This window comes from Aromatoleum toluolicum, from assembly GCF_012911005.2.
GTDB lineage: Bacteria > Pseudomonadota > Gammaproteobacteria > Burkholderiales > Rhodocyclaceae > Aromatoleum > Aromatoleum toluolicum.
Genome location: NZ_WTVS01000099.1, coordinates 1 through 15141, shown reverse-complemented (window position 1 = coordinate 15141; position 15141 = coordinate 1). Strand labels below are relative to the sequence as shown.

Genomic DNA, 15141 nt, shown 5'->3' with positions numbered 1-15141 from the left:
CTCGTGTTCCTCGTGCTCGGGCTGTCGGCCGTACCGGCGTGCATCGTGTGGGACTTCATCGCGCGCCGGGTCGGGTACCTGAATTCGCTGCTGCTGTCGTTCGTGCTGCAGATCGTCGGCATCCTGCTGCCGCTCGCGGGCGGCCTGATCCCGGCCTTCGTCGGGGCGACCCTGTTCGGCGGTAACTTCATCGGCGCGGTGAGCCTCGTCCTCACGATGGTCGGCCGCTACTATCCGACCCGTCCGGCGAAGATGATGGGAAAGATGACCATCGCCTACGGCATCGCGCAGATCGCCGGGCCGGCAGTCACCGGCACGCTCGCGGCGCGCGGCGGCAGCTACGCGGACGGCCTCTACATGGCGGCGGCGGTGATGGCGGTCGGAACGGTTCTGCTCGTGGTGCTCAAGGTGATGGCCGCGCGGGGGCGCGAAAACGCGGTGACGGCAGGCAATCCCGTTTAAAATCGCGGCCTTCGACGTGCATGGCACGTCCCCGAGAACCTGCGACCGGAATCACCATGCTGCGAATCAACGAACTCAGGCTGCCCCTCGACCATGCCGAGGGCGCCCTGAGGGACGCCATCGTTGCCCGCCTGGGCATCCAGCCCGCCGAGCTGGGCGAGTTCACCGTGTTCAAGCGCAGCTACGACGCGCGCAAGTCGAGCACTATCACGCTGAGCTATACGATCGACGTGGAGCTCACGAACGAGGACGCGCTGCTGGCGAAGTTTGCCGGCGACCGCCACGTGGTCCGCACGCCCGACACGAACTACCGCTTCGTCGGCAAGGCACCGGAGGAGCTCGCCCATCGGCCGGTGGTGGTCGGCTTCGGCCCCTGCGGCATCTTCGCGGCGCTGATCCTCGCGCAGATGGGCTTCCGCCCCATCGTGCTGGAGCGCGGCAAGGCCGTGCGCGAGCGCACCAAGGACACCTGGGGCCTGTGGCGCCAGAGCGTGCTGAACCCCGAGTCGAACGTGCAGTTCGGCGAGGGCGGGGCGGGTACTTTCTCGGACGGCAAGCTCTACAGCCAGATCAAGGACCCGAAGCACTACGGCCGCAAGGTGCTGACGGAGTTCGTGAAGGCCGGTGCGCCGGAAGAGATCCTGTACGTGAGCAAGCCGCACATCGGCACCTTCCGTCTCGTCGGCATGGTCGAGAACATGCGCGCGGACATCATCGCGCTGGGGGGCGAGATCCGCTTCCAGCAGCGCGTCGCCGACGTGCGGATCGAGGACGGGCACCTGCGCGGCGTCGTCCTCGCGAACGGGGAGGAAATCCGCTCGGACCACGTCATCCTCGCGCTCGGTCACAGCGCGCGCGATACCTTCGAGATGCTGCACGAGCGGGGCGTGTACATGGAGGCCAAGCCGTTCTCGGTCGGCTTCCGCGTCGAACATCCCCAGTCGCTGATCGACAAGGCGCGCTTCGGCCCCAACGCCGGACATCCGGTGTTGGGGGCGGCCGACTACAAGCTCGTCCATCACGCGAAGAACGGCCGCTCGGTGTACAGCTTCTGCATGTGTCCGGGCGGGACGGTGGTCGCGGCGACGTCCGAGCCCAACCGTGTCGTCACCAACGGCATGAGCCAGTATTCGCGCAACGAGCGCAATGCCAACGCCGGCATCGTCGTCGGGATCACGCCGGACGACTATCCGGGCGGCCCGCTTGCGGGCATCGCGTTCCAGCGTCACTGGGAATCGCGCGCCTATGAACTTGGGGGCGGCGACTACATCGCGCCGGGCCAGTTGGTCGGGGACTTCGTCAAAGGGCAGCCGTCGAGCGTGCTCGGCTCGGTCGAGCCGTCGTACAAGCCAGGCGTGAAGCTGGGCGACCTGTCGACGAGCCTGCCCGACTACGCGATCGCCGCGGTGCGCGAGGCGCTGCCGGCCTTCGAGCGCCAGATCAAGGGCTTCTCGATGCACGACGCGGTGCTCACCGGCGTCGAGACGCGCACTTCGTCGCCGTTGCGCATCACGCGCGGCGGGGACTGCCAGAGCCTCAACGTGAAGGGCTTGTTCCCGGCGGGCGAGGGCGCGGGCTACGCCGGAGGCATCCTGTCGGCCGGTGTCGACGGCATCCGCGTTGCCGAGGCGGTGGCGAAGTCCATTCTGGGCGACGTGACCGTCGTGGCGGAGGAGGTGTGATGGAAGGCCGCCTCGACCGCATCGAAAGCAAGCTCGCACTCGCCGAGGACGCGATCGACGAACTCAACATGGCGGTGTTCCGCCAGCAGCAGCTGATCGATCGCCTGCAGAAGCAGATCCTTGAACTGCACCGCCAGATTTCCTCCGGTGCGCCGGGCGAGCGGCGCGACCTGCGCGAGGAGATCCCGCCGCATTACTGAGAGGTGGTGGACTGGCCGAGCGTCACTGCGGTCGTCTAGAGTGGGGAAGGCGCAGGCCCGGCGGCGGGCCCGCTTCACTCCTGGAGAGACGCCATGACCGAGCCGGAACCAACCATCGCGCAGAAGGCGCCCTATGCCGTCGAGCTGGAAGCGGGCAAGAGCTATTTCTGGTGCCGCTGCGGCAACAGCAAGAACCAGCCGTTCTGCGACGGGTCGCACAAGGGCGGGCCGTTCCTGCCGGTGAAATTCACGGCGCTGGAGACGGGCACGGCCTATCTGTGCGGGTGCAAGCACACCGGCAACCAACCGTATTGCGATGGTACGCACAAGACCCTTTAGCGTGCGCTGGCGCCTGCCGCGGGACTAAGCAGCGATCGCACACTCCGCAAAGCCGGCGCGCAGTTCGTCCTCGGGGAGGCGGCGTCCGATAAGCACGATGCGGGACCCTCGTGCGTCATCGTTCCATTCCTTTCCATAGTCGAATCCGGCAAGGCGATGCACGCCTTGGAACACCAGCCTGCTCGCCTGATCCGGAATTGCGAGCACGCCTTTGTAGCGGAGCAGATCGTCCCCGTAGCGATCGAGGAGGGTCTGGACGTAAGCTCCGATGCGGTCGAGATCCACCTCGCCCGGATGTTCGAGCAGCAGCGAACCGATCTCGTCGCTGTGCGCCGTTCCGCCGAAAACCGAGCCAGTCTTCGAGGCCGGATGGAAGCGCGGTTTCGTTGGTTCGTCAGCCGGTAGGAGGTTTTCGTTCAGGTTGAAGCCGCGGATGTCGAGCAGGAAGCCGACATCGAGTTCGCCTGCGACGAGCTGGCGGATCGGCGCCCGCGGATTGATGCGCGCGAGCCGTTCGAGCAGCGCGTCGAGCGCATCGGCTGCCACGCCCTCGCTCTTGGATACGAGCAGGCGGTCGGCGAAACCGATCTGCTTCAGCAGCACGGGGTGTTCGTCGATCTGGCGCGGAGCATGTACGGCATCGACCACCGTGAGCACCGCATCGAGCAGGTAGGTCTCGGCGAGCTCGGCTTCCGCGAAGAAGGTCTGGATCACCGGCCCGGGATCGGCGAGGCCGGTGGTTTCGATGACGATGCGGTCGAAGGCGAGCTCACCGGTGTCGCGTCGGGCCTTCAGATCGCCGAGGTTTTTCGCCAGATCGCCGCGCACGGTGCAGCACAGGCAGCCATTGGTCATTTCGACGACTTCTGCGCTCTGCTGCACGAGCAGCTCGCTGTCGATATTGACCGGCCCGAATTCGTTCTCGATCACCGCGATGCGGTGACCGTGGGCCGTCGTCAGGATGCGATTCAGCAGCGTCGTCTTGCCGGCGCCGAGAAAGCCGGTGAGGACCGTGACCGGAATCGGGACGGAGGAAGGGTTGGGGTTGGGGTGTTGCATGCTCGATCCTTGGTCCGTTCCGGTTTCTTGACGGTTCCTCAACAGCAGCGGCCGGTGCCGCCGCCGTAGCGCGCTTCCTGACGCTCGCGGAAGAATTCTTCGTAGCTCATCACCGGCCGGTCCGGGTGTGTCGCCTTCATGTGCGCGACGTAGGTATCGTAGTCGGGCAGGCCCACCATGAGGCGGGCGGCCTGCCCGAGATACTTGCCGAGCTTGGTGAGGTCGTTGAACACAGGCTTACGCCGCGGCGCCCTGGGAGGCGGTGCCCGGTGCGCCGACCTCCTGAGTGGTCGCATGCGCCACGCGGTAGGCCTGGTAGCAGGTGCGTGCGCCGAACACCAGGATGCTCAGGACGACGAGCATGAAGAACGCGGTCAGTCCGGCATCGATCTGGTTGTTGAGGATGATCCGGTGCATCTGGTCCAGCGACTTCGCCGGTGCGAGCAGTTCGCCGCGGGCAAGGGCGTCCTGATAGCGCGACGACTGGGCGAGGAAGCCGATCTTCGGGTTGGCGGCAAACACCTTCTGCCAGCCGGCCGTCAGCGTGCAGGCGAGCAGCCACACCATCGGCAGGATCGTCACCCACGCAAAGCGCTCGCGCTTCATCTTGAACAGCACGACCGTGCAGAGAATCAGCGCAACCGCAGCAAGCATCTGGTTGGCGATGCCGAACAGCGGCCACAAGGTGTTGATGCCGCCCAGCGGATCGACCACGCCCTGGTAGAGGAAGTAGCCCCACGCAGTGACGCACAGCGCGGTGGCGATCGCGTTGCCGGCCCAGGAGTCGGTTCGTTTCATCGCCGGTACGAAGGTGCCGAGCAGGTCCTGCAGCATGAAGCGACCCGCACGCGTACCGGCATCGACCGCGGTGAGGATGAACAGCGCCTCGAACAGGATCGCGAAGTGGTACCAGAAGCCCATCATCGCGGTGCCGCCGAACATCTGCGAGAAGATCTGCGCCATGCCGACCGCAAGGGTCGGCGCGCCGCCGGCACGCGCGATGATCGTGTTCTCGCCGACCGCGGCCGCGGTGCCGGTGAGCGTTTCCGGCGTTACCACGAAACCCCAGCTCGAGATCACTTGTGCAGCGCTTTCGGCCGTCGGCCCGAGCACCGCGAGCGGGCTGTTCATCGCAAAATACACGCCCGGGTCGATGATGGATGCGGCAACCAGCGCCATGATCGCGACGAACGATTCCATCAGCATGCCGCCATAGCCGATCAGGGGCATGTGCGACTCGTTCTCGATCATCTTCGGGGTGGTGCCGGATGAAATCAGCGCATGGAAGCCGGATACGGCGCCGCAGGCGATGGTGATGAAGAGGAAGGGGAACAGGCTGCCCGACCAGGCGGGGCCGGTGCCGTCGATGAAGCGCGTGACCGCCGGCATTTCGAGGTCGGGTGCGACGACCAGGATGCCGACCGCGAGCGCGAGGATCGCGCCGATCTTCAGGAAGGTCGACAGGTAGTCGCGCGGCGCGAGCAGCAGCCACACGGGGAGCACGGAGGCGACGAAGCCGTAGCCGATCAGCATCCAGGTAAGCTGCGTGCCGGTAAAGGTGAACAGCGCCGCCAGCGGGGGATCGGCAGCGATCTTGCCGCCGCCCACGATGGCCCAGATCAGCAACACGAAGCCGATCACCGAGATCTCGCCGATACGGCCCGGGCGGATGTAGCGCGCGTAGATGCCCATGAAGATCGCGATCGGGATCGTCGCGGCGACGGTGAAGGTGCCCCACGGACTTTCGGCCAGGGCCTTCACGACGATCAGCGCGAGCACCGCGAGGATGATCACCATGATCATGAAGGTGCCGAACAGCGCGATCACGCCGGGAATCGCGCCGAGTTCGGACTTGATCAGATCGCCGAGCGAGCGGCCGTCGCGGCGCGTGGACACGAACAGCACCATGAAGTCCTGCACGGCGCCGGCCAGCACGACGCCGGCCAGGATCCACAACATGCCCGGCAGGTAGCCCATCTGCGCCGCCAGCACCGGGCCGACCAGCGGGCCGGCGCCGGCGATGGCAGCGAAGTGGTGGCCGAACAGCACGTACCTATTGGTTGGCACGTAGTCCAGGCCATCGTTGTTTCGGCAGGCCGGGGTGGTGCGGGCGGGGTCCAGCGACATCACCCGCTTCGCGATGAACAGGCTGTAGTAGCGGTAGGCGATGAGGTAAACGGAAACCGCGGCGACCACGATCCACAGGGCGTTGATCGTTTCACCGCGATTGAGTGCGATATATGCAAGCGCGAAAGCGCCGAAGATGCCGACAAGCGCCCACAGCGCGTGTCTCGACAGCGTGGCCATCTATACTCCTCCTCTCTCCGGATAGGCCGTTGAATCAGGCTCTGGTCTTACCGGATCTGGTTCCGGGTCCCGGCACCCGTGTGCCGGGGATCACACGCTAATGTCGCGGAACGGCGCTGCGCAGACCATTCGCACTACTACTTTCCGGGTCTGCGTAGTACTACGCAGACGTGCCGGATGGCTGGCGCGGGGCACTACAATCGCTGGCAAATTACGGGGGAGTGGAAGGCTTGCGGCTCAAGCACAAAGTCATCGTCCTGGCTGTGCTGCCGCTAATTGCGGCGGTGGCCGCGATCGCGATCCTGGTCGCGATGCAGGCGCGCGACCTGGAGCGGCAGCAGGAAAGCGTGCTGAACGAGGCGATGCTCGTGGCAAAACGTTCCGAGTTGCAGCACTACGTCCAGCTCGCGCAGACCTCGATCGACCACCTGTATTCGTCGGGGCGCGACGACGAGGCGACCAAGGCAGAGGCGAAGCGCATCCTCAGCGAGATGAACTACGGCGACGACGGCTACTTCTTCGCCTACGACATCACCGGCCTCAACATCGTCCATCCGCGCCAGTCCGAGCTCGTAGGCCGCAATCTGTGGGACAAGCAGGATTCCGAGGGGCTCCCGGTCATCCAGCGCCTGATCGCCGCTACCGTGTCGGGCGACGGGTTCCTCCAGTACAAGTGGAACAAGCCTTCGACGGGCAAGGAAACCGACAAGCTGGGATATGTCGTGAAGCTCGACCGCTGGGGCTGGGTGCTCGGGACCGGGATCTACCTCGACGATGTCGAGAGCATCCGCAGCAAGCTGCGCGACCGGATGGCGTCACGCATCGCGGCAACTGTCCTGGGCTTCACCGTCGTGGGGATCGTCGCGGCGCTCATCGTGTTTGCCGGCGGCATGGCGCTGAACATCAGCGAACACCAGCTCGCCGACCGCCGGCTGAAGGCGCTCGCGCAGCGCATCGTGACCTCGCACGAGGAGGAGCGCACGCGCGTCGCACGCGACCTGCACGACGGCCTCAGCCAGCTGCTCGTGTCGGTCAAGTTCCACCTCGAACTCGCGAAGGAACGGGCGCTCGCCGGGCGTGACGACGTGGCGGCGCACATCACCAAGGGGCTCGAAGGACTCGGGGTGGCGATCGGCGAGATCCGCAGCATCTCGCACAACCTCCGCCCTTCGCTGCTCGACAACCTCGGCCTGTCCGCCGCCCTGCGGCAACTGCTCGACGAGTTCCACCGGCGCACCGGCATCGTCGTCGACGCCGACATTGGCAAGGTCGACCTCTCGGCAGACGAGGCAGGCGCGACGACGCTGTATCGCATCGCGCAGGAAGCATTGACGAACATCGAGCGCCACGCCGCCGCCCGTCACGTCCGCCTCGCCCTTGCGTCCGGGGGCGGGGCGGTCCGCCTCGTGATCGCCGACGACGGGCGCGGTTTCGACACCTCCCGGATCGACCACCCGCGCAGCGGCGGCATCGGCCTGCGCAACATGCGCGAGCGCATCGAGCATCATGGCGGGAAGCTTGCGGTCAGCTCAGTGCCCGGCCATACCCAGCTCAGCGCGCTGCTGCCGTGCCCGAATGCGAAGAAAGGAAGCCTGTCATGAGCGATTCAACCGATCCCGGCGCCCGGATTCGACTGCTGCTCGTGGACGACCATCAGCTCGTCCGCGACGGCCTGCGCGCGCGGCTGGGCGACATCCCGGAGATCGACATCGTCGGGGAGGCGGCCAACGGCGAGCAGGCCCTGGCCGCTGCAGAAACCCTGCGCCCGGATCTCGCACTGGTCGATGTCGGCCTTCCCGACATCAACGGCATCGAGCTGACCACGGCACTCGCGCAACGGCATCCGGAACTGCGTGTGCTGATCCTGAGCATGTACGACAGCCAGGGCTACGTGATGTCGGCGATGCGCGCGGGCGCACGTGGTTATGTGCTCAAGGATGCCCCCTCGGCCGAGATCATCGCGGCGATCCGGGCGGTCGCCGCCGGCGGCGCCTACTTCAGCAGCGCCCTGACCGCCGCGCTGTCGACGCAGGCGGACGAGGCGACGGCCCTGACGGAGCGGGAAAGGGAGGTGCTGATCCTCGTCGCCCAGGGCGACAGTAACAAGCGCATCGCGCAGAAGCTCGACGTCAGCGTGCGCACCGTCGAGACCCATCGCCTGAACCTGCGCCGCAAGCTCGGCATCGAGACCGCGGCGGGGCTCGCCAGCTACGCCCTGAAGCGCGGCTGGATCAGGGGCTGACCGGCAGCGCGCTGCTCAGGACTTCTCGCCGCGCGCCGCCAGATAGATGCCCGCAAGCAGCAGCGCGAACCCGCCGAACTGCAGCGGCGCGAAGCCCTCGCCGAAGACGATGAATGCCATCGCCGCGCTGGCGACGGGCTCGCCGAGCGTGACGACCGCAACAAAGGTCGCCGAGACGTGGCGCAGCGACCAGTTGTAGGCGGTGTGCCCGAGCAGTTGCGGCCCGAGCGCCATGCCGGCCAGCACCGCCCAGGCGGTGACGCTGAAGCCGCTCAGCGGGGAGCCGCTGCTGCTGCTCGCCGCGACCAGGAGCAGGGCCGCCACGCCGTACGCGAGCCACACGTAGGCAGGCAGCGGCAGGCCGGCCCGCAGGCGGCGGCCGATCAGCAGGTAGGCCGAGAAGCACCACGAGCCGATCAGCGCGAGCGCGTTGCCGAGCAGCGGATTCTCTCCGGCACCCGCATTGCTGGCATCGCTCCAGAAGATCAGCAGGCTGCCGCCGAAAGACAGGGCGATGCCGCCGAGCATCATGCGGCTGGGCCGTTCGCGAAACAGCACGAAGGACGCCAGGCCGATCCACAACGGGTTGGTCGTCACCAGCGCCGTGCTGGAGGCGACCGAGGTGTATTCCAGCGACGTGATCCAGGTGCCGAAGTGCAGCGCGAGGAAGAAACCGGCCGCCAGGGCGAGCAGCCCCTGGCGACGGTTCAGCCGTGCGAGCGCGTGCCCCGACTGCCACAGGGCGATCGGTGTCACGACGAGCGCCGCCAACCCCAGCCGCCAGCACGCCACCGCGAGCGAGGGGACCCCTTCGGCCTGCGCAAAACGGGCGAAGATCGCGCCGAAGGAAACCGCCATGAGCCCGATGCCCAGCACGACGAAGGGCAACCAGCGCGGCGGCGCGGCGGCTCGATCCATCAGTGCCCGCCCTCCAGGTAGGCCGCGCGCACCTCCTCGCTCGCGAGCAGCTCCTGTCCAGTCCCGGCGAGCACGATCTCGCCGTGCTGCAGCACGTAGCCGCGATGAGCGCAGCGCAGCGCATGGTGGGCGTTCTGCTCGACCAGCAGCACCGTCATGCCGTGCTCGGTGTTGAGCTCGCGGATGATCTGGAAGATGCGCTTGATGTAGATCGGCGCGAGGCCCAGCGACGGTTCGTCGAGCAGCAGCAGCTTGGGCCGGCTCATCAGCGCGCGTCCGATCGCCAGCATCTGCTGCTCGCCGCCCGACAGCGTGCCGGCGCGCTGCGCCGCCCGCTCCTCGAGGATCGGGAACATCGCATACACCCGCTTGATGTCGGCATTGAAGTTCGCCGGGTCGGCGAAGGCCGTGCCCATCAGCAGGTTCTCCATCACCGTCATGCGCGGGAAGATGCGCCGGCCTTCCGGCACGATCGCGATGCCGCGGCGCGAGATCAGGTGGCTCGGCACGCGCGTGATGTCCTCGCCGTCGAACACGATGCGCCCCGACGAGGCGCCCGGCTTCCCGAACAGGCTCATCATCAGCGTCGACTTGCCCGCGCCGTTGGCGCCGATCAGCGTGACGATCTCGCCGACCTGGACCGTGACATCGACTCCGCGCAGCGCGTGAATATGGCCGTAATGGGCGTGCACGCCCTCCATGTGCAGCATCATGCGGCGATCCCCCCGGATGCGGTTTCCTCGTCATCCTCGCCGAGGTAGGCCTTGATGACTTGCGGGTCGTTGCGGATTTCCTCCGGCGTGCCTTCGGCGATCTTGCGTCCGTAGTTCAGCACGCAGATGTGGTCGGAGACGTTCATCACGACGCTCATGTCGTGCTCGATCAGCAGGATCGCGATGCCTTCCTCGCGACACAGCGACAGCAGCAACGTGTTGAGCTCGGCCGATTCGCGCGGGTTCAGGCCTGCAGCCGGCTCGTCCAGGCACAGCAGCACCGGATCAACGCACAGCGCGCGCGCGATCTCGATGCGTCGCTGCGTGCCGTAGGGCAGGTCGCCCGCGGCGACGTCGGCAATGTCGGTCAGGCCCAGCCGATGGAGCCAGTGCGCGGCCGTCTTCAATGCCTCGGCCTCCGCCTTGCGGTAGCCCGGCAGCCGGAAGATGCCGGCGATCGAAAAGCGCGACGCATCCTGCAGGAAGTTGTGCTGCGCGACGATCAGGTTCTCCAGCACCGTCATCTTCGGGAACAGACGGATGTTCTGGAAGGTGCGCACGACCTGCGCATCGCGTGCGACGCGGTGCCCGGTCATCGTCTCCAGTCGCATCTCGCCCTTCTTCGGATGCACGAGGCGCACGCTGCCGGTGGTCGGCTTGTAGAAGCCGGTCAGGCAGTTGAAGAAGGTCGTCTTGCCCGCGCCGTTGGGGCCGATGATCGCGGTGATCTTGCCCGCCGGCACCGACACCGACAGGTCGTCGATCGCCGTCAGGCCGCCGAAGCGCATCGTCAGGTTCTCGACGGAGAGCAGGGTAGCGGTGCTCATGACTGACCTCCCGCGGCGGTCGCCTTGTTGAGACGGATCGTCGGTTCGCGCGAGGCGAGCAGACCGCTCGGCTTCCATACCATGATCAGCACCATGGCGGTGCCGAAGAGCAGCATCCGGTACTCGGAGAAATTGCGCCCCAGTTCCGGCAGCAGCACCAGCACCAGTGCCGCGAGCACCACGCCCAACTGGCTGCCCATGCCGCCCAGCACGACGATCGCGAGGATCGTCGCCGACTCGGTGAAGGTGAAGCTTTCCGGCGAGATGAAGCCCTGGCGCGCGGCGAAGAACACGCCCGCGAAGCCGCCCAGCATCGCGCCGATCGCGAAGGCCGACAGCTTGACGTTGGTCACGTTCATGCCCATCGCCTTGCACGCGATCTCGTCCTCGCGCAGCGCTTCCCACGCACGCCCGACCGGCAGCTTGCGCAGGCGCGACACGAAGACGTTGGTCAGTAGCGCCAGCACCAGGATCAGGTAGTACAGGAAAATGATCCGATGCATGCCCGAGAACTCGAGCCCGAAGAAGGTCGCGAAACTCTGCGTGCCTTCTGTCGGATTGCGGTCGAAGGGCAGGCCGAACAGCGTCGGGCGCGGGATCGAGCCGATGCCATTGGGTCCGTTCGAGAGCTCCGTCCAGTTCACCAGGATCACACGGATGATCTCGCCGAAGCCCAGCGTCACGATCGCCAGATAGTCGCCGCGCAGGCGCAGGATCGGATAGCCGAGCAGGATGCCGAAGGTCGCGGCCATCGCGCCTGCCACCGGCAATGCCTCCCAGAAGGTCCAGCCGAAATGCGAGAAGAGCAGGGCGTATGTGTAGGCACCGACCGCATAGAACGCGACGTAGCCGAGGTCGAGCAGGCCGGCGAGGCCGACGACGACGTTCAGGCCCCAGCCGAGCATCACGTAGATCAGCACCGTCGTCGCGGTATCGATCACGTAGCGATTTTCGGAGAAGGCGATCGGCAGTGCAATCGATGCGCCCAGCACGGCCCAACCGATCACCTTGATCGCCTGCGGCGTGCGGTCGACTTTCGCCACGGCCGGTTTTGCCGCGCGCCGATTGCGGACCTGGTCCATGATCCAGCGGAAGATGAAACGGCCGACGAAGGACGCGCCGACGAAGGCCCCGAGCATGCCGAAGCGGGTCTGGACGGTCAGGGCTCCGCCCTGGTCGACGGTCGTCAGGCCGACCATCGGAATGCCCAGCAGCAGCGCGACGAAACCCACCCAGGCTGCGTCCTTGAAGCGTTCGGCGGGCGTGCGCGCGTGGCGCGCGATGATCACGGCGCTCATCAGACCTTCTCCACTTCAGGACGGCCGAGCAGCCCACTCGGGCGGAACATCAGCACGAGGATCAGGATCGAGAAGGTCGCAACGTCCTTGTATTCGGGCGACAGATAAGCCGCCCAGAACGCTTCGATCAGGCCAATGATCAGCCCGCCCAGCATCGCGCCCGGCAGCGATCCGATCCCGCCCAGCACCGCGGCGGTGAAGGCCTTGATACCCGCGACGAAGCCGATGAAGAAGTCGACCACGCCGTAGTACACCGTCACCATCACGCCCGCGACTGCTGCCAGGGCCGCGCCAAGCATGAAGGTTGCCGAGATCGTGCGGTCTACGTTGATGCCCAGCAGCGCCGTCATCGTACTGTCCTGCTCGCAGGCGCGCTGCTGCCGCCCGAAGGCCGTCTGCGTGATGAGATACGTGAAGGCCACCATCAGCACGATCGTCACCAGCACGATCATGATCTGCGTCCACGAGATCTGCACCGTAAAACCGCCGGATTGCCAGATCTCGATGCCGCCTTCGAGCACCGGCGGAATCGGCTTCACGCGCGCGCCCTGGGTGAGCTGCACCATGTTCTGCAGGAAGATCGACATGCCGATCGCCGAGATCAGCGGCGCGAGGCGGGTCGAGCCGCGCAGCGGCCGGTAGGCCATGCGCTCGACCGCCCAGCCGTAGGCCGACGTGAAGAAGATCGCAGTAATCAGTACTGCGGTGATTGCCAGCGGCAGCGACGTGATGTCGAAGGCCGCAAGCAGCGTGAAGGCGGTGACCGCGATGAACGCGCTCACCATGAAGATGTCGCCATGGGCGAAATTGATCATGCCGATGATGCCGTACACCATCGTGTAGCCGATCGCGATCAGGCCGTACACGGCCCCTAGCGTCAGGCCGTTGATGAGCTGTTGCAGTGCATATGCCACAGCAGTCTCCTTTCTCGTTTTACGTGTGTTTCTCGCGAGCAGCGTCCGCAGGCCCGATCAGCGGACCGCGCGGGGAGTCATTCCGCGAGAGTGCGCCGCCGGCCTTTTGGACCGGCGGCGCGTGGGCCGGGCGGATCGCCCGGCCGCTGACAAGACCTAAGAAGGATTACTTCGCAGCGTAGTCGTACTGGCCGCCCTTCCACTGGTACACGACGAAGCCCGGCTGCTTCTGGTCGCCCTTGGCATCGAAGGCGAGCTCGCCGATCACGGTCTTGAAGGTGTTACCGCGCATCGTCTTCTCCAGGTCGGAGAACTTCGTGCTCTTGGCCTGGGTCGCGGCGTCGGCGAAGAGCTGCATCGCGGCGTAGGCGTACATCACGTAGCCTTCCGGCTCGACCTTGGCGTCGCGGAAGCGCTTCACGATCGGCGCCGCATCCGGGTTCTTGCGCGGATCGGGCGAGAACGTGAACATCACGTTGTCGGAGTTGGCGCCGGCAGCGGTGACGAGCTCCGAGTTGGTCATCGTGTCGCCGCCCATCACGGTCAGCTTCAGGCCGGCCTGCTGCGCCTGGCGCAGGATCAGCGCCACTTCGGTGTGATAGCCGCCGTAGGCCAGCACTTCGATGCCGGCCTGCTTGAGCTTGGTCACGATGCCCGAATAGTCCTTCTCGCCCGCGGTGATCGACTCGCGCAGCGTCGGCTTCAGGCCCTTGGCGGTCATCGCCTTGGCCATCTCGTCGGCCAGGCCCTTGCCGTAGGCGCTCTTGTCGTCGAGCACGGCGGCCTTTTTGCCCTTGAATTTCTCGGCGATGTAGCTGCCGGCGACCAGGCCTTGCTGGTCGTCACGGCCCATGATGCGGAAGATGTTCTTCAGCCCGCGCTCGGTGACCTGCGGGTTGGTCGACACGGTCGCCATCGGGATGTCGGCCTCGACATACACTTCGGAGGCCGGGATCGTCGAGCTCGAGCACCAGTGGCCGTGCATGAACACGATCTTCTTGTTGACCATCGTGTTCGCGACCGACACGGCCTGCTTCGGGTCGCAGGCGTCGTCGCCGACTTCGAGCTTGAGCTTCTGCCCGAGCACGCCGCCCTTGGCGTTGATGTCGGCGATCGCCATCTCCGCACCGCGGCGGATCTGGTCACCGGCCGAGGCGTACTGGCCGGTCATCGGGCCCGCGATCGCCACCGTCAGGTCGGCGTGGGCGAGCTGCGCCTGCGCGCCGAGCGCGAGGAAGGCGGTCGCAATCAGGGTCTTCTTCATGTGTTTCCTCCGTGGTGTCTGTGGTCCTTCAGGTACTGCACGAGCGACGCCCCTGCATCGAGCACATGGGCCCGCGTCAGGGACGCCGCAGCGTCGGGGTCGCGCCTTGCGAACGCATCGAGGATCGCGCTGTGCTCGCTCTGCGTCTTGGGCATCTCGGTCTGCGCCGTCATCGCGAGCAGCGCGCGCACGTAGCGCTCCAGCTTGTCGTAGAGCGCGCGAATCTCGGCCAGCAGGATGGGCCGGTCGGCGTCGGCGTAAAGGGTCGAATGGAACAGCCAGTTCAGTTCGCCCCAGCGTCCGGGGTCCTGCGACGCGCCGAACTCGGCCAGCTTCTGGCGAGCTTCGTTCAGGCGTTCGTCGCTGATTCGGGCTGCTGCAAGCCCGGCGGCGCGTGCTTCGAGCATCGCGCGGATGTCCATGTATTCGAGGATCTCGGCCGGCGACAGGCCGGCCACCACTGCACCACGGTTCTTCGTGAAGCGTACCAAGCCCTCCGCTTCCAGCCGCTTCAGTGCTTCACGCACCGGGATCTTGCTGACATGGAATCGGGCCGCGATCTCATCCTGGCGGAGCACCACGCCGGTCGCGAGATGCCCCCGGACAATCGCGTCGCGCAGCGAACCGGCAATCTGGTCGGATGCCGAGAGACGCAAGACACGCGGGACTGCGAGTTGTTCGAGTGGCAAAGCCATGGATGGTCTTGTGTAAGATCGTATACGTTATACGGAGAGGCGCGAAAATTACCCGCCCGCGTAACGGAATGCAAGCTGCACTGCAATATCAGGATTTGCCGATTATTTTCGGCCTCGCGCTCAGGCGTCGGGGAGCGTCAGTTCCGCCCACATGACCCACTGTCCGCAGGCATTGCGGGGACTGCGCAGGGTGCCGTGCCACGGCCCCTCATTGCACCTGT

Annotated in this window: 16 protein-coding genes; 6 read left to right on the top strand and 10 right to left on the bottom strand. The window is 66.2% G+C overall.

Annotated elements, in window-relative coordinates:
• From GPA27_RS25830 to GPA27_RS25815, 4 genes are all read left to right on the top strand, one after another.
• Nucleotides 1-462: YbfB/YjiJ family MFS transporter (locus GPA27_RS25830; protein WP_169143305.1), on the top strand; the 462-nt coding region annotated here is incomplete at its 5' end.
• Nucleotides 463-518: 56 nt separating this feature from the next.
• Nucleotides 519-2144: an NAD(P)/FAD-dependent oxidoreductase gene (locus tag GPA27_RS25825; protein ID WP_169143304.1), complete on the top strand. Its 1626-nt coding sequence runs from the start codon at nucleotides 519-521 to the stop codon at nucleotides 2142-2144.
• The gene (locus GPA27_RS25820; RefSeq protein ID WP_169143303.1) at nucleotides 2144-2344 is read left to right on the top strand and encodes a SlyX family protein; all 201 of its coding nucleotides are present in this window, start codon (nucleotides 2144-2146) and stop codon (nucleotides 2342-2344) included. The genes GPA27_RS25825 and GPA27_RS25820 overlap by 1 nt, the downstream gene beginning before the upstream one ends.
• A 93-nt stretch (nucleotides 2345-2437) precedes the next feature.
• Nucleotides 2438-2683, top strand: coding sequence for a CDGSH iron-sulfur domain-containing protein (locus GPA27_RS25815; protein WP_169143302.1), 246 nt, complete (start codon nucleotides 2438-2440; stop codon nucleotides 2681-2683).
• Between the two features lie 24 nt (nucleotides 2684-2707).
• On the opposite strand, the gene GPA27_RS25810 is transcribed toward GPA27_RS25815, so the two are convergent.
• The 3 genes from GPA27_RS25810 to GPA27_RS25800 are packed head-to-tail and all read right to left on the bottom strand — an operon-like array spanning nucleotide 2708 to nucleotide 6049.
• Nucleotides 2708-3742, bottom strand: a complete 1035-nt coding sequence (locus tag GPA27_RS25810; protein WP_169143301.1) for a CobW family GTP-binding protein — start codon at nucleotides 3740-3742, stop codon at nucleotides 2708-2710.
• Between the two features lie 38 nt (nucleotides 3743-3780).
• Nucleotides 3781-3975: a YbdD/YjiX family protein gene (locus GPA27_RS25805; protein ID WP_169143300.1), complete on the bottom strand. Its 195-nt coding sequence runs from the start codon at nucleotides 3973-3975 to the stop codon at nucleotides 3781-3783.
• Between the two features lie 4 nt (nucleotides 3976-3979).
• Nucleotides 3980-6049, bottom strand: a complete 2070-nt coding sequence (locus GPA27_RS25800) for a carbon starvation CstA family protein (RefSeq protein ID WP_169143299.1) — start codon at nucleotides 6047-6049, stop codon at nucleotides 3980-3982.
• A gap of 230 nt (nucleotides 6050-6279) precedes the next feature.
• Here GPA27_RS25800 and GPA27_RS25795 point away from each other — a divergent pair, with 230 nt between their 5' ends.
• Together GPA27_RS25795 and GPA27_RS25790 are read left to right on the top strand one after the other, a co-directional pair.
• On the top strand, nucleotides 6280-7650 hold the full coding sequence (locus tag GPA27_RS25795; protein WP_169143298.1) for a cache domain-containing protein: 1371 nt from the start codon (nucleotides 6280-6282) through the stop codon (nucleotides 7648-7650).
• Nucleotides 7647-8291, top strand: a complete 645-nt coding sequence (locus GPA27_RS25790) for a response regulator (RefSeq protein ID WP_169143297.1) — start codon at nucleotides 7647-7649, stop codon at nucleotides 8289-8291. The genes GPA27_RS25795 and GPA27_RS25790 overlap by 4 nt, the downstream gene beginning before the upstream one ends.
• Nucleotides 8292-8306: 15 nt before the next feature.
• Here GPA27_RS25790 and GPA27_RS25785 read toward each other — a convergent pair whose 3' ends face one another.
• The 7 genes from GPA27_RS25785 to GPA27_RS25755 all read right to left on the bottom strand — a co-directional run bounded on the left by GPA27_RS25785 (nucleotide 8307) and on the right by GPA27_RS25755 (nucleotide 14920).
• Nucleotides 8307-9209: a DMT family transporter gene (locus GPA27_RS25785; RefSeq protein WP_169143296.1), complete on the bottom strand. Its 903-nt coding sequence runs from the start codon at nucleotides 9207-9209 to the stop codon at nucleotides 8307-8309.
• A complete protein-coding gene (locus GPA27_RS25780; RefSeq protein WP_169143306.1) occupies nucleotides 9209-9919 on the bottom strand; it encodes an ABC transporter ATP-binding protein in 711 nt (236 codons plus the stop codon). Before GPA27_RS25780 ends, GPA27_RS25785 begins: the two co-directional genes overlap by 1 nt.
• Complete coding sequence (locus GPA27_RS25775) at nucleotides 9919-10749, bottom strand: ABC transporter ATP-binding protein (RefSeq protein WP_169143295.1); 831 nt, start codon at nucleotides 10747-10749, stop codon at nucleotides 9919-9921. Before GPA27_RS25775 ends, GPA27_RS25780 begins: the two co-directional genes overlap by 1 nt.
• Complete coding sequence (gene livM, locus GPA27_RS25770; protein ID WP_169143294.1) at nucleotides 10746-12047, bottom strand: high-affinity branched-chain amino acid ABC transporter permease LivM; 1302 nt, start codon at nucleotides 12045-12047, stop codon at nucleotides 10746-10748. Before livM ends, GPA27_RS25775 begins: the two co-directional genes overlap by 4 nt.
• Nucleotides 12047-12961 (bottom strand): ABC transporter permease subunit, encoded by a 915-nt coding sequence (locus tag GPA27_RS25765; protein WP_050415389.1) that lies wholly within the window; start codon nucleotides 12959-12961, stop codon nucleotides 12047-12049. Before GPA27_RS25765 ends, livM begins: the two co-directional genes overlap by 1 nt.
• A gap of 166 nt (nucleotides 12962-13127) precedes the next feature.
• Nucleotides 13128-14225 (bottom strand): branched-chain amino acid ABC transporter substrate-binding protein, encoded by a 1098-nt coding sequence (locus GPA27_RS25760; RefSeq protein ID WP_169143293.1) that lies wholly within the window; start codon nucleotides 14223-14225, stop codon nucleotides 13128-13130.
• A complete protein-coding gene (locus GPA27_RS25755) occupies nucleotides 14222-14920 on the bottom strand; it encodes a GntR family transcriptional regulator (RefSeq protein ID WP_076600713.1) in 699 nt (232 codons plus the stop codon). Before GPA27_RS25755 ends, GPA27_RS25760 begins: the two co-directional genes overlap by 4 nt.
• Nucleotides 14921-15141: the final 221 nt, after the last annotated feature.